This is a genomic window from Streptomyces sp. NPDC057702, assembly GCF_042799315.1.
Classification (GTDB): domain Bacteria; phylum Actinomycetota; class Actinomycetes; order Streptomycetales; family Streptomycetaceae; genus Streptomyces.
Window position 1 is genome coordinate 1 of the sequence record NZ_JBHVJC010000033.1, and the last position, 25,083, is coordinate 25,083.

Consider the following 25,083-nt stretch of genomic DNA (forward strand, 5'->3'; position numbering starts at 1 on the left):
CGGTCTCATTCCGAACCCGGAAGCTAAGCCTTTCAGCGCCGATGGTACTGCAGGGGGGACCCTGTGGGAGAGTAGGACGCCGCCGAACAATTTTTGAGAAGAGGGCCTTGCCCGGAGATTCCGATCTCCTGGGCGAGGCCCTTTTCGCGTTTGCCAAAAAATTCTGGAGATCGCGGTCCCCGACTGCGATGCTGGGCGTATGAACTACGTGGTCAGGGGCATCAAGAGCGACGAATGGGCCCGGCTCAAGGAGCTACGCCTGGCCGCGCTCGCCGATCCGGTCGCGCGTATCGCCTTCGTGGACACCCACGAACGGCAGATCCAGGAACCGGACACGCGGTGGCAGGAGCGCGCCGCGCAGGGCGAGGCCGGCGAGGAGCTGAAGACCTTCGTCGTGGAGGCCGGTGGCGACGGCCCCGACGGGCAGCCGCCGCTGGTGGCGATGGCCGTCGTCCTCGTCGAGCGCGACCGGGCGCAGACCCACCTGGTCGGCGTCTACATCCGCCCCGAACACCGGGGCACCGGACTCGCCCGGCGCCTGTTCGACACCGCGCTGGAATGGTCCTGGAACCTGCCCGAACCCCGCGTCGAGCGCGTACGACTGTGGGTGCACGAGGACAACGCCCGCGCGCGCGGCTTCTACGCCAAGCTCGGGTTCACCGAGACCGGCAACACCATGGCGTACCCGAACCAGCCGCGGGAGACGGAGTACGAGCTGGCCCTGGCCCGGCCGTAACCCCACGGGTGGGCCGCCCCGTGACCGGAGCGGTGCGCGGCGATGGCCGGTCGGTCAGCCGACGAGGCTGCCGTGGGTACGGGGCCAGCGGGCCCGCGCCTGCTCCGGCGAGCGCATCAGCGCCAGCGCGAGCAGGCCCCGCGCGGAGCCGCCCGCCACCAGCTCCGGCAGCGCGGGGAACGGCGCCACGCCCGCGACGTCGTCCAACACCAGCGTCAGCGGCGGGTCCAGGCGGCGGCCGGGAGAGCGCTCGGCCAGGCACCGGCCGTGCTCGACCACGCTCGCGACCAGCGCGGTCAACAACGGCATCGCCCCCGGCTCCGACCGCGGGTTCTCCAACGACTCGCCCACCACGTACAGCGTGCCGCCCTCGGCGATGAGGGAATCCAGGGCCAGCACGTCGGCCCGGCCGGCGTTGCACGCGTCACGGATGTGGATCGAGGACAGCGCGCCGAGCGCGCGGGCCGTCAGCTCCCGTGCCAGCTCCCGGCGCTCGGGGTGCGCGGTGAGTGTGGACTCCAACTCGCCGGCCATGCCGCTGGCCGCCTTGGCGTTCGTCCGCAGAATACGGACCGGCTCGTGCGCCGAGTGGCCCTGGGCCCAGCGGTGCACCTGGCGGAACGGGCGGCCGTCCACCGCCGCCGCGTGCAACCAGCAGCGCAGCAACGTCTCCGCCGCGTCGGCCGTGGTCGACTCGATCAGCGAAGCGGGGCGTACCGGAGCCAGTAGGGCTACCGAACGGGCCGCCGCCACCTCGCGCGCCTCGCAGCCCGTGGTCGGGTTCCAGCGCAGGCGGGCCGGGGTGTCCAGCAGATGGCTCGGGTCGTAGACGTGCACCGGGCCGAGCTTGGCGCGCGTCCCCGTGGTCTCCGCCCACAGCCTCGCGTCCCCGCTGGTCACCAGCAGCGGGCCGGGCGCCTCCAGGATCGCGTGCAGCGCCGTCTCCTGGCGGCCCTCGGGCGTGTCGAACCGGACCCGCGCCGGCGAGGACTCCGCTCCCGACCAGGTCGCGCCGCGTTGCGCGGGCACCCCGCCCGGCGCGGCGCCGGTGGCGTACGGGGCGGTCGGTCGCGCTTCGGGCGGCGCCGGGGCGGCCTCGGCGGCAGTGGGTGTGCTGGGCGGCTGGAGGGTGGCGGCGGCTGCGTGGTCGCCCGGGTCGGGGGGCGCGGGGTCGCTGGGCTGGGCCGGCTCGGGCCGCGTGGTGGGGAAGACGGCCGTGAAGTAGGCCGCCGGGTCGACGGGGGGCTGTGGTTCGGCGACCGGGGCGGGAGTGGCTCGCGGGACGCCGGGCTCCGGGAGGGCTTCGACGGGCCCCGTGACGGGCGGGTGCGGCGCGGTGGGCTCCGTACGCCGCTCCCGAGGCTCGACGGGCGCTCCCCGCTCGGCGGCGCTCGCCTGCCGTTCGGCGGCGCGGCGGGCCCGCAGCAGGCGGTAGCGGGCGAGGGTGCCGACCACGAAGACCGTGGCGACCACCAGGATCAGCACCTCGCTGATGAAGATGCCCCAGAACAGCCCGTACCCCGACAGCTGTGCCGGAGGCGTGTGCGGCCAGGCGGTGGCCAGGTCCCGCGGGTCGCCGACCAGGTGACGGGCGGCCAGCGGCGTACGGATGAAGGAGACGTTCTCGGGCCAGGCGCCGTGCGCGAACAGGCCGGCCAGGCCGGTGGCCGTCCACGTCAGCAGCGTCAGCCCGATCAGGAACAGCAGCGCCCCGACGAGCAGGCCGTCCGGGACGCCGCGCTCGGGCGCGCGGTCCCGCTTCGGGTCCGCCATCGCTAGGCCACCGTGGACTCGGACGAGGAGCCGGACGCGGGGGGACCGTAGGGGGCGTACGGGCCGTACCGGTCGTACTCCGCGGGGTCGCCCGCGAGGTCCTCCTCCGCCAGGTGCTGCTCGACGGCCGCCGCCGCCCGGGCCTCCGCCTTGGCCTCGGCCTCGGCCGTCAACGCGGCACTGATGGAGTCCTCGGTCATGGCGCGGTCGGTGTAGACCAGCGGGCGTTCGGCCTCGGTGATCAGGTGCTTGACGACCTGGACGTTGCCGTTGACGTCCCAGACGGCGATGCCGGGGGTGAGGGTGGGGATGATCTCCACCGCCCAGCGCGGTAGGCCCAGTACCCGGCCGGTGGCGCGGGCCTCGTCGGCCTTCTGGGCGTAGATCGTGCGGGTCGAGGCCATCTTGAGGATCGCCGCGGCCTCGCGGGCGGCGGCGCCGTCGACGACGTCAGACAGGTGGTGGACGACGGCGACGAAGGACAGGCCGAGCCGGCGGCCGAACTTCAGCAGCCGCTGGAAGAGTTGGGCCACGAACGGGGAGTTGATGATGTGCCACGCCTCTTCGACCAGGAAGATGCGTTTCTTGCGGTCCGGCCTGATCCAGGTGTGCTCCAGCCACACGCCCACGATCGCCATCAGGATCGGCATCGCGATCGAGTTGCGGTCGATGTGCGAGAGGTCGAAGACGATCAGCGGCGCGTCCAGGTCGATGCCGACGGTCGTCGGGCCGTCGAACATGCCGCGCAGGTCACCGTCGACCAGCCGGTCCAGGACCAGCGCGACGTCCAGGCCCCAGGCGCGTACGTCGTCCAGGTCCACGTTCATCGACTCGGCCGACTCCGGCTCGGGGTGGCGCAGTTGCTCGACGATGTCGGTGAGCACCGGCTGCCGGTCGGTGACGGTCTCGTTGACGTAGGCGTGCGCCACCTTCAGCGCGAAGCCCGAGCGCTCGTCCAGGCCGTGGCCCAGGGCGACCTCGATGATGGTGCGCAACAGGGCGAGCTGGCCGGTGGTGGTGATGGAGGGGTCGAGCGGGTTGAGGCGGATGCCGCCGTCCAGGGCGGCCATCGGGTCCAGCCGGATGGGCGTGATGCCGAGCTGCTGGGCGATCAGGTTCCACTCACCGACGCCGTCCTCGCCCTGCGCGTCCAGGACCACCACCTGCCGGTCGCGGAAGCGCAGTTGGCGCAGTACGTACGTCTTCTCCAGCGCGGACTTGCCGTTGCCGGACTCGCCGAGCACCAGCCAGTGCGGGGCGGGCAGCTGCTGGCCGTAGAGCTGGAAGGGGTCGTAGATGTAGCCCTTGCCCGAGTAGACCTCGCGGCCGATGATCACGCCGGAGTCGCCGAGTCCCGGCGCGGCGGTGGGCAGGTAGACGGCCTGGGCCTGGCCGGTGGAGGTGCGGACCGGCAGCCGCGTCGTCTCCACCTTGCCGAAGACGAAACTGGTGAAGGCCTCGGTGATGACGCCCATCGGATCGACCACGGTGCGGCCCCTATCGTCGGATGCCGGTCGCGAACGGCAAGGTGTTCACAAAGGCCCGGTGGTGTTCGCGGTCGCACCACTCCAGCTTGAGGTAGCTCTTGCCGGCCGAGGCGCGGATGGTGCGCTTGTCGCGGGCGAGGGCCTCGGGGGAGCGGGAGGAGACGGTGATGTAGCCGACGAGGTTGACCCCGGCCGCGCCGCTGGCGAGGTCGTCGCCGCGCTGGTCAAGGCGGCCGTGGGCGGCGATGTCACGCGGGTCGACCGTGCGGTTCATCTTGGCCTGGCGGCTGGCCTCCGCCTCGTCGTTGGTCTTCTCCGTCAGCATCCGCTCGATGGCCAGCTCGGTGGGCTCCAGGTCCATGCAGACCGCGACCGTACGGATCACGTCGGGCGTGTGCACCAGCAACGGGGCGAGGAAGTTGACGCCGACGGGGGTCATCGGCCACTCCTTGACCCAGGCGGTGGCGTGACACCAGGGGGCGCGGGTGGCCGACTCGCGGGTCTTGGCCTGGAGGTAGGTGGGCTCCATGGCGTCCAGCTCGGCCGGCCAGGCGTTGCGCTGGGTCATGGCCTGGATGTGGTCGATGGGGTGGTCCGGGTCGTACATCGAGTGCACGAGCGAGGCCAGCCGGCCCTGGCCCAGCGGCTGGCGGACCCGGATGTCGGCCTCGGTGAGCCGGGCGCAGATGTCGGTCAGCTCGCGCGCCATGACCACGGCCAGGCCCGCGTCGCGGTCGATGCGCTTGCCGCTGTGCCGGGAGGCGCGGGCCATGGCCTGGGCCTCGGAGGCCAGCTCGCGGGTGTAGTGCATGCAGGCCACGAGGTAGGCCCGGTGCTGCTCGGAGGAGGTGGAGACCATGGACTGGAGCTGGTCGTAGGAGTCCTTGAGCCAGTCGGGAGAGGCGGCGGCGCCGCGCCGCTCGACGTCCTTGGCGTGCGCGTCGGGGTCGGCGGGCAGCGTACGGGCGAGCATCTGGAGGCGGGTGACGAAGCCGTCGCCGTTGGCCACGTGCTTGAGGAGCGTGCCGAACCGGTCGACCAGCGCCTCCTGGTCCTCGCTGTCGCGCAGGCCCACGCCGGGGCCCTCGATCTCGATGGCGGCGGTGACCGTGCGCCGGTCGGCGTGCAGCAGTACGGCGATCTCGTCGGGGCCGAAGGGTGCCGCGAGCCAGTTGATGGTCCCGATGCCCGGCGGCGGGCCCACCTCGATCTCCCGGCCGTCGAGCTGGGTGCCGGCCTCGGCGGCGGCCGAGCGGTAGGCCGCGCCGCGGCGGGTGATGCGCCGGTAGGAGCGGTTGACCTCGAACCACTTGTAGAACGTGCGACCCCGGTACGGGACGTAGACCGCGCCGAGGGCCAGCGCGGGGAAGCCCACCAGGGTGATGATGCGCAGCATCAGGACGGGAACGAGCAACCCGCACATCATGCCGACGAAACCGCCCGCGATGATCAGGGCGATCTCGCCCGTCTCGCGGTTCTTGCCGACGATCGCGTTCGGGCGTGCCCGACCGATCAGATACGTGCGGCGGGGCGCGATGGGGTGGGACTGGGCCTCGATCGTCAACGCCGGTCACCTCCCGAGGTGTTGCTCGCATTGCTGGTGTTGCTGTTGCTGTTGTTGCGGTTCTGGGCGCGGGGCGCGGGGGCGGCGGGCGGGCGGTTGCCGCCGCTGTCGCCGCCCGAGCCGCCGCCACGGGCGCTGTGGGCGGCCACGCCGCCGGAGACGGGGTTGGCGGGGCGGGGCTGGGACGAGCCGCCTCCGCCGCCCTCGCCTCCGCCGCCGGCGGGCGGGCCCACGGCGCGGTTGCTGTGCGCGTTCATGCCCTGCTTGACCAGGGCGGCGGGCGAGCTGACGATCGCGGCGGCCTGCCGCGAGGCGGCGTCGCTGCTGGCGTTGCGGCTGTTGATGATCTCGTCGCCGAAGCCGGGGACGAAGCGGTAGATCATGGCGCTGGCGAAGATGGCCAGGATGATGATCGACAGGCCGGAGACCACGGCCGAGAACGCGTCCGGGCCCTCGTCGCCGGAGAGCGCCCCGGCCAGCCCGAGCACGACGACGATCACCGGCTTCACCAGGATGACCGCGATCATGAGGCCGGCCCAGCGGCGGACGTGGCCCCACATGTTCTTGTCGACCAGGCCCGCGTAGACGGCCGTGCCGAGCAGGGCGCCGACGTAGAGCAGGGCCGCGCGGATGACGAGTTCGAGGCAGAGCACACCGGCCGCGAGGATGGTCACCAGGGACACGACGATGAGCATGATCGGCCCACCGCCGATGTCCTCGTCCTTCTTGAGCGCCTCGGCGAACGAGCCGAAGAACGCGTCGTTGTCGGCCCCCGTCCCGGAGGCGATCACGTCGGTCACGGCGTCGGTGGCCGAGACGACGGTGTACAGCACCAGCGGCGTGAAGGCCGAGGCCAGCACCGTGAGCCAGAGGAAGCCGATGGCCTCGGTGATCGCCTCCATGAACGGCACCCCGCGGATCGCCCGCTTGGCGACCGCCAGCAGCCACAGGAGCAGGGTGAGCACGGTGGAGGCGGCGAAGACGATCGCGTACTGGCGCAGGAACGTCTCGTTGGTGAAGTCGACGCCGGCCGTCTCGTTCACCATGTCGGACAGCTTCCCGACGAGCCAGGAGGCGGCCTTGGCGCAGGACCTCGCGAGCGAGGCGGCGGGGTCTATGGGGGAGGTGGGGTCGCTCTTGCCGGAACCTCCGCCGCCGCCGTCATCGCAGAGGTCCTTGAACCCGTCGGGGTAGTCCTTGCAGGGGTCTTCACCATCGTCCGACGGCTTCGGTGACGGGTCGGCCGCCGCGTGTGTGGCCAGCAGCAGGATCGCGGTGGGGCTCAGGGTGAACAGCGCGGCCAGCGTGAGGGAGCGGCGACGTTTAACGGGCATAGGTGAACCCTCCGAACCCTTGAACGGCGTCGGCCATCTCTTCGGCCGATGACGCGGTCTGGTCCCGGCCGACGGGTGTCGGACCGTCTTGCTGCTGGTAGTCGGCCACCTTCCAGTCGCCGTTGATCCACTTGAGCTCGAACGTCTTGGTGTACCAGCCCTCGGTGACGGGCCTCTTGGAGTTCTCTCCGGCCAGCCCCACGAGCGTGGAGTACCAGACGGCCACGCTCGCGGTGTTGTCGGCGAAGTCGACGATCCGGGTGCCGATCGGGCTCGTCCGGCAGACGAAGGTCATGCCCTTGGGCGCCTTGCCGTCCTTGTCGAGCCCGATGGCGGTGCGGAGCCGTTCGCCGGAGTACACCTTGTCCAGCGGGGCCTGTCGCGCGGTGGCCACGTCGGGGGCGTAGACCGTGTTCACGATCGCGTGTCGGGTGTCCTGTGTGTACATCTCCACCGACCCCAGGGCCACCGCGTAGTTCGCCGCGGCGCTCTGGGCGCCCTGTTCCGTGCGGGGGAAGCCGGTGGCGATGCCGGTGGTGGTGTCCTTGCCGGTGACGGGGCGTTGGCCGGTGGGGGCGGTGGGTTGGGCCCGGGGGCCCTTGTCGCCGCCGGAGCCGCCGCCGCTGCCGCCGTCGGACTCGCCGTCGCCGTCGCCGCGGTTGGCGAAGGCGATGGCCGCGATGAGGAGCACGACCACGGTGACGATGGTCAAGAGGCCGCGGCTGGGCTTGGTGGTGGGGCGCGGGCGGCGGGCGGTGCCGAACGCCTCGCCGTCGCCGTCGGGGAGCCGGGTGCGGGTCAGTCGGCCGTCGGAGCCGGCGGGGTCGTCCGCGCCGTAGTGGTCGTCGCCGTGGGGACTCATCGCGTGCCCGCCCCTTCACCCGTGGCCTCGGCCGCCACCGCACGCCCGGGCACGGGCGCGCCCGCTCCGCGCGGGGCGACCGGCCGGGGAGGCGTCGTGTCGACCGTCGTCTGGTGCGCCGCCGCTCTCGCGGCGCCCGGGTACGACGGTAGCGGCGCGAAGCGCGGCGCGCGGGTGGTGGTGTGAGTGCACATCAAGCTGACACAACCTCAGCAGCGGGGCCAGGGGAATGGAGGGAGGTCGGGGTGGCGACGGCGCGGCGTGGCTGTCGCCGGTTCCGCCCGGGCCGCGGGGAGCGCGGAGGGCGGTCCGGGTGGCCTGGCGGAGTCGGCATCAGCGTGCGGCCTCGTGGGGAGGGAGGGGCGAGCGGGGGGCTCGTGGACGTGGGTCGGGGCGGAGCGGTGGACGGGGGCGGGGCTCGCCGCGAGGCGTTCGGGGGAGGTCCGGACGCGGCGCGCCCGTGCGGGCGGCCGGGGCCGCGTCCGCACGGGCGGGTTCGGTGGCCTAGACGGCCATGCCGTACACGATGGTGAAGAGCGTGCCCAGCGAGCCGATGATGAAGACGCCGGTCAGGCCGGCGACGATCAGGCCCTTGCCCTGTTCGGCGCTGAACGTGTCGCGCAGGGCCGTGGCACCGATGCGTTGCTTGGCGGCGCCCCAGATCGCGATGCCGAGGCACAGCAGGATGGACACGGCCATCACGACCTCGATCATGATGCGCGCTTCGTTGCCCAGGCTTCCGAAAGGCCCCCAGTCGGGGGCGATTCCGCCGATGATGGTGGTGATGTCGCCTTTTTCGGCTGCCAAGTGCATGTGAACTCACCGCCCCTTATGGGTAGTTGTGTACCGCCTTGTCGTGCGGCACGGGTCAGTCTCTATCTTCGCTGAAGTTGCCACTGTCGCATGTCGATTTGGCGGCATTTCTTGGCGGATCTCGTATCGGATCTGGGCCTTGCCGCTCTGACCTGCGGTCAAACCGTACAAACCCGGCCCGATGGAGCGTCAGTGCGGGGGGTGACCGTCACGCTGCGTGCCGTTTTCCGTGGCGGTGGGTGATGCGAGGGGTGGAGCGTGCTGAGCGCGGTGCGTCTACGGGTGTACCCGTCGGTGGCCCCGGGTACCCACCGGCCCGCCTCACCGCGCGAAGGCGTCGCACTCGCCCGCCTTGACGCCCACGGCGAACGCCTCCCACTTGGCCCGCGTGGTGACGACGACCTGGTCGCGGTCGTGGCTCTCCCGCGGGGAGCTCCGGTCGTCGGGTCCCGCGGCCGCCTCCAGGTACGCGGACGGGTCCTCCCCCTGGGGTGCGGCGCGCTGCCAGTCGAGCTGGTTGGTCTTCATCGCGTTCGTCCTTGTCGCGGGTGCCGGCGGGGCGGTGACGGGGCGTGGGGCCCGGGCGGCGGGGCCGCGCCGCGTGGTCGCAGGGGGGACTGTAGCCCTCCGGTCGGCGCGGGCGGTCGTCCGTCGGCCGCGTCGGCGAAGCGGACCTGAGCCGCCGCCGGCCCGGGCGTACGGCACCCTCGCCGGCGCCGGCTCGCACCGCCGGGCCCGGCGCCCGCCCGGGGTGGCCCGGTGGCGTCACGGGCGGGGTGCCTGGCGCCGGGGCGGTGTGTCGTGTGCCGTGGGCGTGCCCCGGCTGTGCCCCCGCCGTGCGTCGGTGGACGTCAGATGCCCTCTCGCCAAGGTGGTGGCCGCCGTCGTACCGTGCGAACCACGTTCGTGAAGCGGCCGGATGGGGGAGGATGGGCCGGTGCGTAAGAAGGTCTGGCTCGGTGTCAGCATCAGTATGGGGCTGTCCTTTTCCTTCGTCGCGCTGCTCGTGCTGGGGACGTACATGGTCGCGAGCAGGGTCACCCACGGTGGTGTCGGCGGCGACGTCCAGCTCGCGGAGGGAACGGTTCCGCCGGCGTACCAGGACCTGGTGCGCCAGCACGGCAACCGCTGTCCGGCCATCAACCCGGCGCTGCTCGCCGCGCAGCTCTACCAGGAGAGCGGCTGGAACCCCAAGGCCCGCAGCCCGGCCGACGCGCGCGGGCTCGCGCAGTTCATCCCGGGCACCTGGGCGGCGTACGGGGTGGACGGGGACGGTGACGGGAGCCGCGACATCTGGAACCCGGCGGACGCCATCCCCTCGGCGGCGGCGTACGACTGCGCCCTGGCCAAGTACGTCAAGGACGTGCCGGGCGATCCCACGCACAACATGCTGGCCTCGTACAACGCCGGTTCCTACGCGGTGATCAAGTACGGCGGCGTCCCGCCGTACAACGAGACGCAGAACTACGTGCAGCGCATCACCACGCTGGCCAAGAGCTTCGCCGCCCCCACGCGGCCGGTGGCCGCGTCCAAGCAGGCCGCCGCGGCGATCTACTTCGCGCAGAAGCAGCTGGGCAAGCCCTACCTGTGGGGCGGCAACGGGACGGCGGCCGACGGAGGACGGTTCGACTGCTCGGGTCTGACGAAGGCGGCCTACCGGTCGGTGGACATCGAGCTGCCACGCGTGGCCAACGACCAGTGGAACGCCGGGCCGCACCCCAGCCGCGACCAGCTGCAACCCGGGGACCTGGTCTTCTTCGCGTACGACCTGCAGGACCCGCGCTCCATCCACCACGTGGGGATCTACGTCGGCGGCGGCAAGATGATCAACGCTCCGTACACGGGTGCGGTGATCCGCTTCGACCCGATCGATACGCCGGACTACATCGGGGCGACCAGGGTCACCAAAGATGGCGCGAAAGCGCTCCCCGCGCCACGGGATCGCACCACCTGACGCCGCGCCGATCCCGTGCGCCGGCGGGGTCGGGGCGCTGACCGGAATCCGATCGACGCCCTCCATCGGGGTGTAGCGTGGCTGGAACTCTGCGTGATGCCGTCTTTCTGAGCTGCGACGATGGGTCACCCTTCGATAACGTCCTGGTGATCGTTGGGTGGAGAGTGGAACGCGCTGCCCCACACAGGCGTTTCTTTCGGGTGGAATAGCAGCACACTTCGTTTGTCGACCGCGGGGGCGGCCGGTCGCATGCGGCGACGGGCGTGACGGGCACAGAGATAAGGGGCCGCGGCAGATGGCTGGACTCGCACTGGGGTCCCCCCTGGCAGCAGACGCCAGGGAGGGGACGAACCCGGATGTCAGCCTGCTCTACGACATCAACGGTCTGGCCCAGGACGCGCCGCACTGGTTCGACCGTCTGATGGAGTTCGTCGGCGAGTTCGGCATCGTCTTCGGCCTGTTGGCGCTGCTGGCCGGCGCCTGGTGGAGCGCGCGGGGGCGCACCGACGCGGTCAGCGCGGTCGCCGGCCTGCTGTGGGCGCCGCTCGCCGCCGGCCTGGCCCTGCTGGCCAACATCCCGATCCGTGGCTTCGTGGAACGCCCCCGCCCCTTCGTGGACCACCAGGGGCTTGAGGTGCTGGTGGCGGGCAAGAGCGACTACTCGTTCGTCAGCGACCACTCCACGCTCGTCGCGGCCATCGCCGTGGGCATCTTCATGGTCAGCCGCAAGTACGGCGTCTTCGCGCTGGTCCTGGCGCTCTTCGCGGGCTTCTGCCGGGTTTACATGGGAGTGCACTACCCGACCGACGTGGTGGGCGGGTTCGCGCTGGGCACGGCCGTGACGCTGCTGCTCGCGCCGCTGGCCATGATGTTGCTGACGCCGCTGGCCACCACCGTGGCCGGCTCGCGGGCCGGCTGGCTGGTGCGGGCCCCGCGCGGTGCCGCGTCGGTGGACGCGACCGGCCCGGTGGGTCAGCGCGGGGCGGGTGGCGCCGCCGTCACACCGGTCGCCGACAAGCGACGCGACAGCGATCTGGCCGCCTGAGCCGCCCCTCCCGAGACAGCGCGCCGGCCGCGCCGGATCGTGGCGTACGCGCCGCGCCGGCCGCGGCCGGTCGTGTGTGCGGGGCCGGGCGCGCCCGGCCGTCGCGTGCCGGTCGCGTAGCGCGGACCATCCGACCCGGCCCCGCCCGTTCGTGACGCGCCGTGCGGGGCGCACCCGCCGTGTGCGGGCGGCCTCCTGACGGGGTGTCGCCGCTTTTCGGAGCGGTCCCGTCCGTACGGGGAGAGGGGGGCCTTAGGGGTCAGGCGGGGTCTGGTGGTTCACAGTGCCTGCGGGAAGGTGAACAGGCGGTGGGGGTCGTAACGCTTCTTCACGGTGGTCAGCCGGTTCGCGGCGGGGCCGTAGTAGGCCGTGCGCCAGTCCTTCAGGCCGGCGTCGGTGTAGTTCTGGTAGGCGGCGCCGGAGGCGTGGCGGCGCATGGCCGCGTGGGCGCTGTCCAGCCAGGAGGTCTGCGCGGTGCCCGGGCGGCCCACCGGCCACGCGGCCGTGTACTGGGCCAGCATCCGCGACCTGCGGTGGACGAAGGCGGTGGCCAGCGGCGCGACGCGGTTGACGGCGCCGCCCAGCGCGGTGAGGGCGACGCTGACCGAGCCGCCGCCGCTGCCCCGGCCGTACCGCTCCACCTGGTCGAGCAGCGCGCGGACGCCCTGCTGGTTCAGGGAGCGGTCGAAGAAGTCGGAGCGGGCCCCGTAGGTCTCCCGGCGCAGGGTGCCCGCCGCGGTGCGGCCCGGGGTGGTGCCCGGCAGGTGGCACTGCGCGGTCGAGGAGGTGGCGCAGCCGGCGTAGCCGCGCATGGCGTCCAGGTAGCCACGGCGGCGCAGGCTCACGCTCTTGGCGGGGGCGCCGGCCGCGTCGGCCAGCCGGTCGACGGCGTTTTGCAGGTCGCCGTAGGTGCCCAGGGAGAACGCGCTGACCGAGACGGTGGGGGTGCGGCCCGAGGTGGCGGAGAAGTGGACCGAGGACCAGATCTCGTCCGGCTGGGCCGGGCCCCAGGTCTGCCAGGCGCGCAGGACGGCCGCGGCCCTCGTCCAGGGCCAGGTGAGGTACGCGGTGACGCCGGGGGCGGCCCGGTGGGTGCGGAAGCGGAGTTCGGTCACGACGCCGAAGTTGCCGTTGCCCGCGCCGCGCAGCGCCCAGAACAGGTCCGCCTCCCGGTCCTTGGAGGTCTGCACGGTCCTGCCGTCCGCGGTGACGAGGGTGGCGCCGACCAGGCTGTCGGAGGTGAGGCCGTACGCGCGCGAGACCACGCCGTGGCCGCCGCCGAGGGTCAGGCCGGATATGCCGACGGTGGGGCAGGAGCCGGCGGGGATGGTGACGCCGTGGGCGCCGAGGTCGGCGTAGACGTCGATGAGCTTGGCGCCGGCGCCTATGGTCGCGGTGCCGGCGCCGGTGCGTATGGACTTCAGTCGCGAGACGTCGATGACCAGGCGGTCGGTGCCGCCGGAGTAGCCGGCGTAGCTGTGGCCGCCGCTGCGGATGGCGACGGGGGTGCCGTGCCGGCGGGCGAAGGCCAGGCACTCGGCGATGTCGGAGGTGTGGGCCACGTAGGCGACGGCGGCCGGGCGTTGGTGGTCGAAGCGGGGGTTGTAGAGCTGGCGGGCCTGGGCGTAGTCCGCGTCGGAGGGGCGGATCAGGCCGCCGCGCAACCCCTTGCCCAGCGCGCTCCAGTCGGCGGCCCGGGGTTTGCCCGCGCGGGCCGAGGCGGAGGTGACGGGTGGGGCGGCGGAGCGGGTGGCGCCGGCGGGGGTGCCGGTCTCCTCGCGCAGGGCGGGGGTGCCGGCCTTCTCGTTGCACGCGACGGCTCCCGTGGCCGCCACGGCCAGCCCGGTTCCGGCCGCCAGCAGTGTGCGCCTGTCCATCCTGCCCTCCGCTGCTCGATGTGGTCTTCCTCTACGCAGAGGGTGTGCGGGCCAGGACGGTTCCGTGGCGGTGGCGCCGAGTCCGCTTGACTGTACATGTCCATGACATTCTCGGCCAGGTCGCGGACCCGACACCACCCCAGGTCAGGGGCGTACGACACGCGGCGCGGCCCGACCCGGCAACGCGCGGGGCGGCTACCCCGGATGACGGTCGGGCAGGTGAGGCGCGCGCGCCCGCGTCAGGGGGCGCGCGTGATGGGTGAGTGCGCCGGAGTCAGCGCCGGTACGCCATTAATGGCCGGTATACGGAGGGCAGGGAGCGACGGGGCGCGGGGCCTGCGCCGAGCGGTGCTCGTCCGCGTCCGTGCGAGCTCGGGAGCGGGCTCTTCGCGCGGGGCCCGACCAGCCGCAGGAGCAGCGAGCCAGGCAGAAGGCGCCGGTTTCCGTAGTGGTCGTCTCGTGTTCTTCGGGGCCCGAGTCAAGCACGTACCCACGCTACCGGGCCGTGACGGGCCTCTGGGGCGATCGTTGAACGGAACATATTTCACCGTCGTCCCGACGGCCCGGCCAGCGCCGCGTTCGGCGCGGTGAGCGGGGTGCGGCGCGACGCGCGGGGTACGGGCGCGACAACGGTCAGGGGGTCGGACGTCGATGAGAGTCCAGAGATCGGTCCGCATGCCGGTACGACGGCACAGGTGCGGCGGCGGCGCGGTCGCCGCCGTGGCGGGTGGGCTGGTGGTCACGCTGGTGGCCACCGCCGGGTGCTCCTCGCGCACCGATCCCGAGGGGGCCGGCGAGGGGCTGGCCCAGGAGCGCGTCGCCGACGAGTGGGACATCGACGGCGGCCCGGCCGGCGCCCACGGCGCGGGGCGCACCGGGGGCAGCGAACTCCCCGAGCGCGAGGTGGGCGCCGCGCCGGCCGCGCTGCGCGAGGCCGCGGGGGCGCTCGCGCGGGCGGGCAGCGCACGGATGCGCACGTCGGTGGAGACGGACGCCGGCGCGACCCGGGTCGCGATCCAGGGCGGAGGCGGCTACGACTTCGCCCGGCGGATGGGGCGGCTGCGGGTGCGGCTGCCGAAGGACGCGGTGGGCACCGACGAGCACAAGCCGATCACCGAACTCCTCGCGCCCGCCGAGCTGTTCCTGTTCAACCGGGGCGCCGGGGTGCCCGACGACCGCTGGGTGCGCGTGGACAGCACGCGGGTCGCGGACGGCAACCTGGTCACCGGGGGCGCCACCGACCCGCTGGTGTCGGCCCAACTCCTGCGCGGCGCGCGGCAGGTCAGCGTCGTCGGGCGCGGGGCGTCGGCGCGCGGCGGGCTGCGGCACTACCGGGGCGTCGCCGACCTGGGAGCGGCGGCGCGGGCCGCGGAGCCGTACGCCCGGGGGGTGCTGCGCGCCGCGGCGCGCGGGTTCGCCACCGACGCGGTGCGCTTCGACGCCTTCCTGGACGCGCGGGGGCGGCTGCGCAAGATCCGCCACCGGTTCACGATGACCAACGCCGCGGGCGGGCAGCGTCGGGAGACGGACGTGGTCTCCACGACCGAGCTGTACGCGTTCGGTACGACGGTCGCGCTGCGCCCTCCCAAACCCGCGGATATTTATGCGGGCACGGTCGATTCGCCGAAGAATTAGCCCCGCGAACGGGTTCGGCCCATGGAAATGACCCATCCGTGCCATGTGCGCGGTGTGTGCCTGTCCCTACGCTGGAACGCTGGCGACACGGCCGGCGACCGGACCGGCCGGCGGGCCGGCACTCGGAGGAGGTGACACACATGGTGACGCGTCACGGGTCGTCGGTCTCGGACCATGTGGCCCTCGTCGAGATCGACCTGTACGGCGAGCTGATGATCGCCGCGTCGAACGTGGCCGAGGAGCGGATGAGCGCGGACCACATCGACGCCGTGCTGCGCGTCCATATGGACCGACCACATTCGGCCACTTCTGAGCCGGCTCATGAATGTGGGCATGACATCGGACACAGTGCGTCCTAAGTCGTGTGACACGACGTGCGGAGCCGGTGGCGCGCGTCGGTGACCGGCCCTGGAGGCGGGCCGGCGCGGACCGCCGCGCGGTGCGCGTCAGGTGCGCAGCAGTCGGGCGATGGCGGCCGTGGCCTCGGCGACCTTGGTGTCGGCCTCCTCCCCGCCGCGCACCGCGGCGTCCGCGACGCAGTGCCGCAGATGCTCTTCGAGGAGTTGCAGGGCGAAGGACTGGAGCGCCTTCGTGCTGGCCGAGACCTGGGTGAGGATGTCGATGCAGTAGACGTCCTCGTCGACCATTCGTTGCAGGCCACGGATCTGGCCCTCGATGCGGCGCAGCCGCTTGAGGTGCTGGTCGCGCTGCTTGGTGTACCCGTGTGGTCCGGGCGGGCTGCCCGCCGAGGCGCCGGGCAGGGTCCCGGCCCCGTGGCCCGCGCACGACACGGTGGTGTCACGGGTCTGGTCGGGGGCGCCGTCGGCGCGGGACACTGTGACCTGCGTCGCCGCCGTGACCTCGCCGGTTTCGGCTGAGGTGGTGGCGGGCAGGGCGTCGCTGGGAGCTTGGGGCTGGTCGCCATCGCGGGCGGCCCCGCTGTCGGCTGCCGTCGTCGTCATGGCGTCCTTTCGACCGGTGAGAGCCTCATATACCCCTACGGGGTACATGGTACCGAATGGAGCTGATGGCGGCCGGGCCCCGTTATAGGCACTCTGCCCGATAGGCGACACTGGTGGAATGCCGGTTAGCCATGGCCGGATGTTGTGCCTAGCATCAACGAGACCGAATCCGCTGCACCCAGAGGATGCCCCAGTGCGCTTTCGTCTGACCCCCAGGGAGACGAGCTTCTACGACATGTTCGCCGCGTCAGCGGACAACATCGTGACCGGCTCCAAGCTCCTCATGGAACTGCTCGGGGCGGACTCCTCCGCTCGGGCCGAGATCGCCGAGCGCATGCGGGCAGCGGAGCACGCGGGCGACGACGCCACCCACGCGATCTTCCACCAGCTCAACTCGTCCTTCATCACGCCCTTCGACCGCGAGGACATCTACTCGCTGGCCTCCTCGCTCGACGACATCATGGACTTCATGGAGGAGGCCGTCGACCTGGTCGTCCTCTACCAGGTGGAGGAGCTGCCCAAGGGCGTCGAGCAGCAGATCGAGGTGCTGGCCAGAGCGGCCGAGCTGACGGCCGAGGCGATGCCGAACCTGCGCACCATGACCAACCTCACGGAGTACTGGATCGAGGTCAACCGGCTGGAGAACCAGGCGGACCAGATCCACCGCAAGCTCCTGGCCCATCTGTTCAACGGCAAGTACGACGCGATGGACGTGCTCAAGCTCAAGCAGATCGTGGACGTGCTGGAAGAGGCGGCCGACGCCTTCGAGCACGTCGCCAACACCGTCGAGACCATCGCGGTCAAGGAGTCCTGACCCCCGGTGGACACCTTCGCGCTCGTCGTGACCATCGGGGTCGCGCTCTTCTTCACGTACACGAACGGCTTCCACGACTCCGCCAACGCCATCGCGACCTCGGTGTCCACCCGGGCGCTGACGCCGCGTGCCGCGCTGGCCATGGCCGCGGTGATGAACCTGGCCGGCGCCTTCCTCGGCAGCGGGGTCGCCAAGACCGTCAGTGAAGGGCTGATCCAGACGCCCGAGGGCGACAAGGGGATGGGCATCCTCTTCGCCGCGCTGGTCGGGGCGATCGCGTGGAACCTCGTCACCTGGTACTTCGGTCTGCCGTCCTCGTCCTCGCATGCCCTGTTCGGCGGCATGGTGGGCGCCGCGCTGGCCGGCGGCATCGATGTCATCTGGTCCGGGGTGATCGAGAAGGTCGTCATCCCGATGTTCGTCTCGCCGGTCGTCGGCCTGGTTCTCGGCTATCTCGTGATGGTCGCGATCATGTGGATGTTCCGGAACGCCAACCCGCACAAGGCCAAGCGCGGCTTCCGTATCGCGCAGACCGTCTCGGCGGCGGGCATGGCGCTGGGACACGGTCTTCAGGACGCGCAGAAGACGATGGGCATCGTGGTGATGGCCCTGGTCATCGCCGACGTGGAGGATGCGGGCGACCCCATCCCGGTCTGGGTGAAGATCGTCTGTGCGCTGATGCTCTCGCTGGGCACGTACGCGGGCGGCTGGCGCATCATGCGCACGCTGGGTCGCCGCATCATCGAGCTCGACCCGCCGCAGGGCTTCGCGGCCGAGACGACGGCCGCCTCGGTGATGTACACGGCGTCGTTCATGTTCCACGCGCCGATCTCCACGACGCACGTGATCACCTCGGGAATCATGGGCGTGGGCGCCACCAAACGGATCAACGCCGTCCGCTGGGGTGTCGCCAAGAACATCATCGTGGGCTGGTTCATCACGATGCCGGCCGCGGCGGTGGTCGCCGCGTTGAGCTACTGGGTCGTCCAACTGGCCTTCGGCTGATCCGCCGGCCGCCGTCGAGGACGGCGTACCACCTTCGTCCGCGCGCCTGACGCGGCGCGCACGGGGGAACACGGGCCTTCGCGACATCTGTCGCGGGGGCCCGTGGTGCGTGCGGGGCCGGTGTGGGGCGGGTCGCCGGGTGGGCCTGGCGGGTGGGTCGGTGGGGCTGTGTGGTGCGTCGCGGTGGGCTGGGGTCAGCCGTCGCGGGCCGGGGCGCGGCCGGGGCGTTGGCGGGGCCGAAGCGGCCGGGGGCCGGATCGGGGCCGGGCGTGGTGACCGGGTTCGACCGCCGGGGGTTGGCTGCCGGGGGCGGGCCGTTCGGCTGGCCGGTTCGGTGTGGCCGGGCCGGGCCGGGGTGGTGGGTCGGTGGTGGCGCGTGGGTCGAGGACGGTGCGGCCCGCCCCCCGGGAGCCAGGGGGCGGGCCCTTCGCCTTGCGGTGGCACCGCCATGCAGCACCGCAAAGCTGCTCTTTCTCGGCCCGCCCCGTGTGGTGTGCTCCGGGGCGGGCGCCGGGCCGGTTAGCCGAAGCGGCCGGAGATGTAGTCCTCGGTGGCCTGCACGGACGGGTTGGCGAAGATCCGCTCGGTCTCGTCGATCTCGATGAGCTTGCCGGGCTGGCCGACGGCGGCGAGGTTGAAGAAGGCCGTACGGTCCGACACGCGGGCCGCCTGCTGCATGTTGTGCGTCACGATGACGATCGTGAAGCGCTCCTTGAGCTCACCGATCAGGTCCTCGATGGCGAGGGTGGAGATCGGGTCGAGCGCCGAGCACGGCTCGTCCATCAGGAGCACCTGCGGCTCGACCGCGATCGCGCGGGCGATGCACAGACGCTGCTGCTGGCCACCGGAGAGGCCGGAGCCGGGCTTGTTCAGCCGGTCCTTGACCTCGTTCCAGAGGTTGGCGCCCTTGAGGGACTTCTCGACGACGTCGTTCAGCTCGCTCTTGCGGTACGAGCCGTTCAGGCGCAGCCCCGCCGCCACGTTGTCGAAGATCGACATGGTGGGGAAGGGGTTGGGGCGCTGGAAGACCATGCCGATCGTGCGGCGCACGGAGACCGGGTCGACACCGGAACCGTAGAGGTTCTCGTCGTCCAGGAGCACCTTGCCCTCGACCCGGCCACCGGGGGTGACCTCGTGCATGCGGTTGAGGGTGCGCAGGAAGGTGGACTTTCCGCAGCCGGAGGGGCCGATGAAGGCGGTCACGGAGCGGGGCTCGACGGTCATCGAGATGTCCTCGATGGCCTTGTGCGAGCCGTAGTACGCGGTCAGGCCGCTGACGTCGATGCGCTTGGCCATGTCAATCACTTCTTTTCTACGTCGACCCCGCGGCGGCGGAGCCGGAATGCGGGGCCTCAGCGGCCGGTCTTCGGGGCCTTCCAGCGAGCGATGCCGCGCGCCACCAGGTTCAGGATCATGACGAAGGCGATGAGCACGAGTGCCGCTGCCCAGGCCCGGTCGTAGGACGCCTCGTTGCCGAGGCTCCACTGCTCGTAGATGTAGAACGGCAGGGACGACTGCGCACCCTCGAACGGGTTGTTGTTGATGACCTTCTCACCGAAGACCAGCAGGACGATCGGGGCCGTCTCGCCGGCGATGCGCGCGACGGCGAGCATGACGCCGGTGGTGATGCCGCCGATCGCGGTGGGCAGGACCACCTTGAGGATGGTGCGCCACTTGGGCACGCCGAGCGCCAGTGACGCCTCGCGCAGCTCGTTCGGGACGAGCTTGAGCATCTCCTCGGTGGAGCGGACCACGACCGGCATCATCAGGATGGCCAGCGCCATGGCACCGGCGAAGCCCGAGTAGTCGAAGTCGAGGATGATGATCCACAGGCTGAGGATGAACAGGCCGGCGACGATCGAGGGGATGCCGGTCATGACGTCCACGAAGAACGTGACCGCCTTCGCGAGCTTCCCGCGCCCGTACTCCACCAGGTAGACGGCGGTGAGCAGGCCGATGGGGGCGGCGATCAGGGTCGCGATGCCCACCTGCTCCAGGGTGCCGATGATCGCGTGGTAGATGCCGCCACCGGGCTGGGTGGTCAGCACGCCGTTCATCGAGTGGGACAGGAAGGCGCCGTCGAGAACCTTGCGCCCGCGGTTGATCGTCTCGTACATGAGCGAGGCGAGCGGGACGATCGCCAGCACGAAGCAGACCCAGACCAGGCTGGTCGCCAGCCGGTCCTTGGCCTGCCGCTTGCCTTCCACCTGGGCGGTGAGGGCGAAGGTGATGGCCACGAACAGGACGGCCGATATCAGGCCCCACTGGATCCTGCTGTCCAGGTCGGCGGCGAGACCGATGCCGCAGCCGAGCGCGACCGAGAGGGCGACCAGGGCGATCGGCGACCAGACGGGCAGGCGCGGCTGGTACAGCGACGACTGGCGCGGGGCGCTGTCGGGGGTGGCGGTCTTGTCGACCAGGGTGCTGTTCTTCATGCCCCGCACCTTTCGATGATCTCTCCGCCCACACGGCGCGAAGGTGCGGCGAGCTGGTCCGTCTGCGGCTGGGTGGCCAGGGGGGCGTGGCTCATGCGTTGGCCCCCGAGTACTCCTTGCGGCGCGCGACGATCAGGCGGGCGGCGCCGTTGACGACGAGGGTGAGCAGGAAGAGCACCAGACCGGAGGCGATCAGGGCGTCGCGGCCGTCGTCGTTGGCTTCCTTGAAGCCGCTCGCGATGTTCTGGGCGATGGTGCCACCGCCGGGGTTGAGCAGGCTGGCCTGGATGTCGAAGCTGGTGGAGAGCACGGTGGCGACGGCCATCGTCTCACCGAGCGCGCGGCCGAGGCCCAGCATGGAGGCGCTGATGATGCCGGAGCGGCCGAAGGGCAGCACCGACATCCGGATGACCTCCCAGCGGGTCGCGCCGAGGGCGAGCGCCGCCTCCTCGTGCATCTTCGGGGCCTGGAGGAAGACCTCACGGCTGACGCTGGTGACGATCGGCAGGATCATGATCGCCAGCAGGATGCCGATGGTGAACAGCGAACGCGGCGTGGTGTCGTCGTACGCGAGGATGCCGGTCCAGCCGAGGTAGTCGTCGAACCACTTGTAGAGCCCTTCGAGGTGCGGCACCAGGAAGAGCGCGCCCCACAGGCCGTAGACGATGCTGGGCACCGCGGCGAGCAGGTCGATGACGTAGCCGAGCGGCGCGGCGATCGCGCGCGGGGCGTAGTGCGAGATGAACAGGGCGATGCCGACGGCCACCGGGACCGCGATGGCCATCGCGATGATGGCGCTGACGACGGTGCCGAAGAGCAGGACCGCGATGCCGAAGGAGGGCTTGGCGCCGTCGGCGTTCCACTCGAAGGTGGTGAGGAAGTTGCCCTCGTTCCTGCCGAGCGCCGAGGCGGCCCGGACGGTCAGGAAGATGGCGATGGCGGCCATGACGACCAGCAGGGCGATGCCGGAACCCCGGGAGAGGCCGAGGAAGATCCGGTCACCGGGCCGGGTGGCCTTGCCCGAGTTCACCTTCTCCGCCGCGAGCGGCGGCTGCTTCTCGGGTGGCGGACTGGTGGGGGAGGTGGGTGTTATGTCCATGTGTTTCTCCGGTCTGCGGAGCCTGGCTGCGGCTCCTGGCGCGGCGGTGCACCGGAAGGCGCGGCTGGCCCCCTGTGCGGTGCCGCACGCCCACCTGGGGTGCGAGCTACCGGGGACCAGCCGCGCTCGGGGTTAGGAGAGGGTGGCGACGGTGTCGCGGACCTTGGTGGCGACCTCGGTCGGCAGCGGAGCGAAGCCGAGCTCCTTCAGCGAGCTCTGGCCGCCTTCGCTGGCGGTGTAGCCGAGGAAGGACTTGAGGGCCTCCAGGCTGCCCTTGTCGTTGCCCTTGTCGCAGGCGATCTCGTACGTGACCAGGGTGATCGGGTACGCGCCCGCGGCCTTGGTGTCGTACGCGAGCTTCAGCGCGAGGTCCTTGCCGGTGCCGACGATCTTGGCTTCGGCGATGGCCTTGGACGCGTTCTCGACGGTGGCCGGGACGGCGGTGCCGGAGCCGGTGTCCAGGTCGACGGTCTTGGTGCCGTTGGAGGCGGCGTACGAGAGCTCGAAGTACGAGATCGCGCCGTTGACCTGCTTGACCTGCGCGGCGACACCGGAGGAGCCGTCAGCGGACAGGCCGCCCTTGCCCGCCCACGCCTTCGCCGGCTCGTACGGCCACGCCGAGGGGGCGGCGGCCTTGAGGTACTTGGTGAAGTTGTCGGTGGTGCCCGAGTCGTCCGAGCGGTGGAACGCCTGGATCTTCAGGTCGGGCAGGTTGGCGTCGGGGTTGAGCTTGGCGATCGCCTCGTCGTTCCACTTGGTGATCTTCGAGTCGAAGATCTTGGCGACGGTCTCGGCGTTGAGCGTCAGCTTGTCCACGCCGCTGACGTTGAAGCTGATCGCGATCGGGCCGCCGACCATCGGCAGGTTGATGCCCTGGCCGTCCTTACAGACCTTCTTCGACGAGGCGACCTCCTCGGGCTTCAGCGCCGAGTCCGAGCCCGCGAACTGCGTCTTGCCCTGCAGGAACTCCTGGATACCGGCGCCCGAGCCGGTGCCCTTGTAGTTGACCTTGATGTCCTTGCAGTCGTTGCCGAAGTTCTTGACCCACAGGTCCATGGCGTCGCGCTGCGCGGACGAACCGGAGGCCAGGAGGTTGCCCTTGCCCTCGCACTTGATCGCGCCGGTGGACGTCTTCTTGTCGCCGTCCCCGCTGTTGTCGTCCGAGCCGCACGCTGTGAGGACCAGGGCGCCGGACACGGCGAGGGCACCGGCGGCGATGGCGCGAAGCCGGTTCTTGCGCTGAAGCTTCACTTTCGGGAGTTCCTTCCAGAAGCCGCCGGTGGGGACGGCGTGCGAAGAGAGTCGATGACGTGGCAGGGACTACGTAAGTAACTGCCTGGCGCGACGCCCACTGATTGGTGCGACTCGCACTGCGTAAGGCCGAAATTAGGCAGATCAGGTGAAGCCGTCGATTGGCATGAGTGAACGGGGGGTGAACCTCACCCATCGGTGTGGTGGCCTTCCCGGAGAACCCGACGGAGGGGGTGAATCAGTGGTGCTGAGCTGGCCCTTCGGTGGTGCGGGGGTGTCCGCGCGGCGATGGGTCGTTGGTGGCCTGTTGGGGTCGGCGCGTACGGGTGTGGCGCGAGGTTCGGGTGTGCGATCCGGGGCCTGGGGTGCGGGGCGCCGGGGTGGCGTCCAGGCCCCGGGGCGCGAGGGCGGGTGCGGGCGCCGTGCGGTGCGCGCCGGAGTGGCCGGGGGCGGGGCACGGGTCGGCGGTGGGCGACGGGCCCGTTGGGTGGGGCGGGAGAGCCCGAGGTGGTCCGTGTGGGGGAAGGTGGTCCGGCTCCCCTCAGGGTTTTTCCACAGCCCTGTCGTTTGTGGGCGTGACATGGCACGATCCGGCGTTACGTGTCAGTAGGTCCGGTGATCGCGCGGGGAAACGGAGGCCGACCGGTGCGACGGGAGCGGGAGAGGTACGGACGGAGCGGGGTGCGCTCCGGACGCGGGCTGGTGAGCGCGACGGCGCTGGTGTGCGCGGTGGTCGGGATACTGGCGACGCCCGGGGTGGCGCAGGCGGCCCCCGACAAGCCCAGACCCAGGAGCGCCGAGGAACTCGCGGAGGTCCACCGCCGCGTCGAGGCCCTCTACCAGGAGGCGGAGCGGGCCACCGACGCGTACAACCTGGCGCGGGAGCGGCAGCGCGCGCAGGAGAAGGAGCTGGGCCGCATCGCGACGTCCGTCAGCGCCGCCCAGCGGGAGATGGCCGCGCTGCGCAAGCAGGCCGGGGCGATGGCACGGGCCCAGTACCGCGGCGGCGGCATGCCCCCCGAGGCGCGGGTGCTGCTCAACACCGACCCGGAGGGCTTCCTGGACGGCGTGGCGCTCGTCCGCAAGGGCCAGCACGCCACCAAGGGCGTCCTCGGCAGCCTGGCCCGCACCCAGACCCAGCTCGACCGGTACGCCAAGGACGCCACCGCCAAGTGGACCCGCCTCGAACAGACCCGCACCCAGCGGGACGCGGCGCGTAAGAACGTCAAGGGCAAGCTGGACGCGGCCAGGAAGCTGGAGTCCCAGCTCGCCGCCGAGGAACGCGAGCGGCTGCGCGAGCTGGAGGCCAGGAAGGCGGCCAAGGCCCAGTCGACCTGGCTGCGCTCGGGCGCGCTCAAAGGCGCCAAGGCCACCGCGAGCCCGGCCGGTGAGCGGGCGGTCGCCTTCGCCACGGAACAGATCGGCAAGCCGTACGAGTGGGGCGCCGAGGGCCCCGGGACCTTCGACTGCTCCGGGCTGACCCTGCGGGCCTGGGAAGCGGCCGGCCAGACCATCCCCCGCACGTCACAGGAGCAGTGGAAGCGACTGCCCCGGGTGGACATCAAGGACATGCGCGCGGGCGACCTGATCATCTACCACCGGGACGCCAGCCACGTCGGGATGTACGTGGGCGACGGCACCATCGTCCACGCCCCGCGCCCTGGCCGGAACGTGACCCTGGCGGGCGCCGGCTCGATGGAGATCCTGGGCGTGGTGCGCCCCGACGCGCCCCGCGACTGACGCACCCCACCAGGCGGCGCGGCGGCCCCCTCCCGGCGCGGCGGCCGTCCCGCTCGGCGACCCCGGACCGGGCCACCGACGCGCGCCGGACACCCGGCCGGGGCGCGGCGAGGGAGGGTGACCACCAGGCGCCGGCGGGAGAGGAGCGGCGGCGGGAGAGGGGCGGCGGCCGGGCGCGGCCGGGCCGCGGCTGTGGGCGGGGACGCGGACGTGTGAGGGGTGCGCGGCTGGGCTGACCGGGCGGTGGGCCGCCGGGGCGCTGGGTCGCTGGGCTGCCGGGCCGCTGCGGGTGCGGTTTCGCCTGACGGCCGGTCGGGGCGGGAGGTGGGGGAGGGGCGGGGAGGGGGGAGGGGGAGGGGGAGCCCCCCATTGGCGCGTAACCGTCCCGGTCCGTGGTCCGCCCATACCCGTACGGGCCACGGCATATGACCCTGGCCAGCGTGCCGGGTGGCATTCCGTTGTGCCGTCAGGGTTCGCTAGGGTCGCCAGGCAGCACCCGGCCGCACCCGGGCCCAGCCGAACCGACGGTTGCGGCGCGCGTGGTCGGGGCGGGCGGTCACATGCCGCCCGGAGCCCGGCCACCCGCGTACCGACGCCCGCTCCGCGCGGCCGACGGGGCGCGACGATCGGGCCCGAAAGCCCCCCACACCATGGGACAGCCGCGACGCGTCAGGCACCACGGGCCGACCGCGACCGT

Annotated in this window: 21 protein-coding genes and 1 rRNA gene; 9 read left to right on the top strand and 13 right to left on the bottom strand. The window is 71.9% G+C overall.

All coding sequences use genetic code 11. The features are described from left to right. Both rrf and ACFVFR_RS24165 read left to right on the top strand, forming a co-directional pair. Nucleotides 1-88, top strand: a 5S ribosomal RNA gene (rrf, locus tag ACFVFR_RS24160); the annotation flags it as partial. Between the two features lie 111 nt (nucleotides 89-199). After that, nucleotides 200-736, top strand: a complete 537-nt coding sequence (locus tag ACFVFR_RS24165; RefSeq protein WP_383705109.1) for a GNAT family N-acetyltransferase — start codon at nucleotides 200-202, stop codon at nucleotides 734-736. Between the two features lie 54 nt (nucleotides 737-790). Here ACFVFR_RS24165 and ACFVFR_RS24170 read toward each other — a convergent pair whose 3' ends face one another. From ACFVFR_RS24170 to ACFVFR_RS24200, 7 genes are all read right to left on the bottom strand, one after another. Next, on the bottom strand, nucleotides 791-2,509 hold the full coding sequence (locus ACFVFR_RS24170; protein WP_383705111.1) for a type VI secretion protein: 1,719 nt from the start codon (nucleotides 2,507-2,509) through the stop codon (nucleotides 791-793). 2 nt (nucleotides 2,510-2,511) lie between these two features. Then, nucleotides 2,512-3,996 (bottom strand): ATP-binding protein, encoded by a 1,485-nt coding sequence (locus ACFVFR_RS24175; protein WP_383705113.1) that lies wholly within the window; start codon nucleotides 3,994-3,996, stop codon nucleotides 2,512-2,514. A 10-nt stretch (nucleotides 3,997-4,006) separates the two neighbouring features. Beyond that, nucleotides 4,007-5,554, bottom strand: a complete 1,548-nt coding sequence (locus tag ACFVFR_RS24180) for an SCO6880 family protein (RefSeq protein ID WP_383705291.1) — start codon at nucleotides 5,552-5,554, stop codon at nucleotides 4,007-4,009. 2 nt (nucleotides 5,555-5,556) lie between these two features. After that, a complete protein-coding gene (locus ACFVFR_RS24185; RefSeq protein ID WP_383705115.1) occupies nucleotides 5,557-6,894 on the bottom strand; it encodes a hypothetical protein in 1,338 nt (445 codons plus the stop codon). Further along, entirely contained in the window at nucleotides 6,884-7,756 is an 873-nt protein-coding gene (locus ACFVFR_RS24190) for a hypothetical protein (protein ID WP_383705117.1), read from the bottom strand. The genes ACFVFR_RS24185 and ACFVFR_RS24190 overlap by 11 nt, the downstream gene beginning before the upstream one ends. A 504-nt stretch (nucleotides 7,757-8,260) precedes the next feature. After that, a complete protein-coding gene (locus ACFVFR_RS24195) occupies nucleotides 8,261-8,569 on the bottom strand; it encodes a hypothetical protein (RefSeq protein WP_383705119.1) in 309 nt (102 codons plus the stop codon). 321 nt (nucleotides 8,570-8,890) lie between these two features. Continuing rightward, nucleotides 8,891-9,097 carry a DUF397 domain-containing protein gene (locus ACFVFR_RS24200; RefSeq protein WP_383705121.1) on the bottom strand — a complete coding sequence of 69 codons (207 nt, stop codon included), beginning with the start codon at nucleotides 9,095-9,097 and terminating at the stop codon, nucleotides 8,891-8,893. A gap of 445 nt (nucleotides 9,098-9,542) precedes the next feature. Here ACFVFR_RS24200 and ACFVFR_RS24205 point away from each other — a divergent pair, with 445 nt between their 5' ends. Both ACFVFR_RS24205 and ACFVFR_RS24210 read left to right on the top strand, forming a co-directional pair. Continuing rightward, nucleotides 9,543-10,523 carry an NlpC/P60 family protein gene (locus ACFVFR_RS24205; protein WP_383705293.1) on the top strand — a complete coding sequence of 327 codons (981 nt, stop codon included), beginning with the start codon at nucleotides 9,543-9,545 and terminating at the stop codon, nucleotides 10,521-10,523. 295 nt (nucleotides 10,524-10,818) lie between these two features. Next, complete coding sequence (locus ACFVFR_RS24210) at nucleotides 10,819-11,568, top strand: phosphatase PAP2 family protein (RefSeq protein ID WP_383705123.1); 750 nt, start codon at nucleotides 10,819-10,821, stop codon at nucleotides 11,566-11,568. A 278-nt stretch (nucleotides 11,569-11,846) separates the two neighbouring features. Here ACFVFR_RS24210 and ACFVFR_RS24215 read toward each other — a convergent pair whose 3' ends face one another. Next, on the bottom strand, nucleotides 11,847-13,445 hold the full coding sequence (locus tag ACFVFR_RS24215) for an FAD-binding oxidoreductase (protein ID WP_383705125.1): 1,599 nt from the start codon (nucleotides 13,443-13,445) through the stop codon (nucleotides 11,847-11,849). Nucleotides 13,446-14,120: 675 nt separating this feature from the next. Between ACFVFR_RS24215 and ACFVFR_RS24220 the strand changes: the two genes are divergently transcribed. Both ACFVFR_RS24220 and ACFVFR_RS24225 read left to right on the top strand, forming a co-directional pair. Next, the gene (locus tag ACFVFR_RS24220) at nucleotides 14,121-15,080 is read left to right on the top strand and encodes a hypothetical protein (protein WP_383705295.1); all 960 of its coding nucleotides are present in this window, start codon (nucleotides 14,121-14,123) and stop codon (nucleotides 15,078-15,080) included. 140 nt (nucleotides 15,081-15,220) lie between these two features. After that, nucleotides 15,221-15,439, top strand: coding sequence for a hypothetical protein (locus ACFVFR_RS24225; protein WP_383705127.1), 219 nt, complete (start codon nucleotides 15,221-15,223; stop codon nucleotides 15,437-15,439). A gap of 87 nt (nucleotides 15,440-15,526) precedes the next feature. Here the strand turns inward: ACFVFR_RS24225 and ACFVFR_RS24230 are convergent, their stop codons facing one another. After that, complete coding sequence (locus ACFVFR_RS24230) at nucleotides 15,527-15,841, bottom strand: metal-sensitive transcriptional regulator (RefSeq protein ID WP_383705297.1); 315 nt, start codon at nucleotides 15,839-15,841, stop codon at nucleotides 15,527-15,529. Nucleotides 15,842-16,235: 394 nt separating this feature from the next. Here ACFVFR_RS24230 and ACFVFR_RS24235 point away from each other — a divergent pair, with 394 nt between their 5' ends. Beyond that, on the top strand, nucleotides 16,236-16,856 hold the full coding sequence (locus tag ACFVFR_RS24235; RefSeq protein ID WP_349993760.1) for a DUF47 family protein: 621 nt from the start codon (nucleotides 16,236-16,238) through the stop codon (nucleotides 16,854-16,856). A gap of 6 nt (nucleotides 16,857-16,862) precedes the next feature. After that, nucleotides 16,863-17,861: an anion permease gene (locus tag ACFVFR_RS24240; RefSeq protein WP_383705129.1), complete on the top strand. Its 999-nt coding sequence runs from the start codon at nucleotides 16,863-16,865 to the stop codon at nucleotides 17,859-17,861. A gap of 519 nt (nucleotides 17,862-18,380) precedes the next feature. Here ACFVFR_RS24240 and pstB read toward each other — a convergent pair. From pstB to pstS, 4 genes are all read right to left on the bottom strand, one after another. Then, nucleotides 18,381-19,157, bottom strand: coding sequence for a phosphate ABC transporter ATP-binding protein PstB (gene pstB / locus ACFVFR_RS24245; protein ID WP_383705131.1), 777 nt, complete (start codon nucleotides 19,155-19,157; stop codon nucleotides 18,381-18,383). Nucleotides 19,158-19,213: 56 nt separating this feature from the next. Beyond that, nucleotides 19,214-20,296, bottom strand: coding sequence for a phosphate ABC transporter permease PstA (pstA, locus tag ACFVFR_RS24250; RefSeq protein ID WP_383705133.1), 1,083 nt, complete (start codon nucleotides 20,294-20,296; stop codon nucleotides 19,214-19,216). Between the two features lie 91 nt (nucleotides 20,297-20,387). Continuing rightward, the gene (pstC, locus tag ACFVFR_RS24255; RefSeq protein WP_383705136.1) at nucleotides 20,388-21,395 is read right to left on the bottom strand and encodes a phosphate ABC transporter permease subunit PstC; all 1,008 of its coding nucleotides are present in this window, start codon (nucleotides 21,393-21,395) and stop codon (nucleotides 20,388-20,390) included. A gap of 132 nt (nucleotides 21,396-21,527) precedes the next feature. After that, the gene (pstS, locus tag ACFVFR_RS24260) at nucleotides 21,528-22,646 is read right to left on the bottom strand and encodes a phosphate ABC transporter substrate-binding protein PstS (RefSeq protein ID WP_383705138.1); all 1,119 of its coding nucleotides are present in this window, start codon (nucleotides 22,644-22,646) and stop codon (nucleotides 21,528-21,530) included. A gap of 681 nt (nucleotides 22,647-23,327) precedes the next feature. Between pstS and ACFVFR_RS24265 the strand changes: the two genes are divergently transcribed. Then, nucleotides 23,328-24,386: an NlpC/P60 family protein gene (locus ACFVFR_RS24265; protein WP_383705140.1), complete on the top strand. Its 1,059-nt coding sequence runs from the start codon at nucleotides 23,328-23,330 to the stop codon at nucleotides 24,384-24,386. Nucleotides 24,387-25,083: the final 697 nt, after the last annotated feature.

Excerpts from the sequence above, each read along its gene's own strand:
- ACFVFR_RS24165 (WP_383705109.1), top strand. The coding sequence starts at position 200 with ATGAACTACGTGGTCAGGGGCATCAAGAGCGACGAATGGGCCCGGCTC.
- ACFVFR_RS24170 (WP_383705111.1), bottom strand. The coding sequence starts at position 2,509 with ATGGCGGACCCGAAGCGGGACCGCGCGCCCGAGCGCGGCGTCCCGGAC.
- ACFVFR_RS24185 (WP_383705115.1), bottom strand. The coding sequence starts at position 6,894 with ATGCCCGTTAAACGTCGCCGCTCCCTCACGCTGGCCGCGCTGTTCACC.
- ACFVFR_RS24190 (WP_383705117.1), bottom strand. The coding sequence starts at position 7,756 with ATGAGTCCCCACGGCGACGACCACTACGGCGCGGACGACCCCGCCGGC.
- ACFVFR_RS24195 (WP_383705119.1), bottom strand. The coding sequence starts at position 8,569 with ATGCACTTGGCAGCCGAAAAAGGCGACATCACCACCATCATCGGCGGA.
- ACFVFR_RS24200 (WP_383705121.1), bottom strand. The coding sequence starts at position 9,097 with ATGAAGACCAACCAGCTCGACTGGCAGCGCGCCGCACCCCAGGGGGAG.
- ACFVFR_RS24205 (WP_383705293.1), top strand. The coding sequence starts at position 9,543 with ATGGGGCTGTCCTTTTCCTTCGTCGCGCTGCTCGTGCTGGGGACGTAC.
- ACFVFR_RS24210 (WP_383705123.1), top strand. The coding sequence starts at position 10,819 with ATGGCTGGACTCGCACTGGGGTCCCCCCTGGCAGCAGACGCCAGGGAG.
- ACFVFR_RS24215 (WP_383705125.1), bottom strand. The coding sequence starts at position 13,445 with ATGGACAGGCGCACACTGCTGGCGGCCGGAACCGGGCTGGCCGTGGCG.
- ACFVFR_RS24220 (WP_383705295.1), top strand. The coding sequence starts at position 14,121 with ATGCCGGTACGACGGCACAGGTGCGGCGGCGGCGCGGTCGCCGCCGTG.
- ACFVFR_RS24225 (WP_383705127.1), top strand. The coding sequence starts at position 15,221 with ATGGTGACGCGTCACGGGTCGTCGGTCTCGGACCATGTGGCCCTCGTC.
- pstB (WP_383705131.1), bottom strand. The coding sequence starts at position 19,157 with ATGGCCAAGCGCATCGACGTCAGCGGCCTGACCGCGTACTACGGCTCG.
- pstA (WP_383705133.1), bottom strand. The coding sequence starts at position 20,296 with ATGAAGAACAGCACCCTGGTCGACAAGACCGCCACCCCCGACAGCGCC.
- pstC (WP_383705136.1), bottom strand. The coding sequence starts at position 21,395 with ATGGACATAACACCCACCTCCCCCACCAGTCCGCCACCCGAGAAGCAG.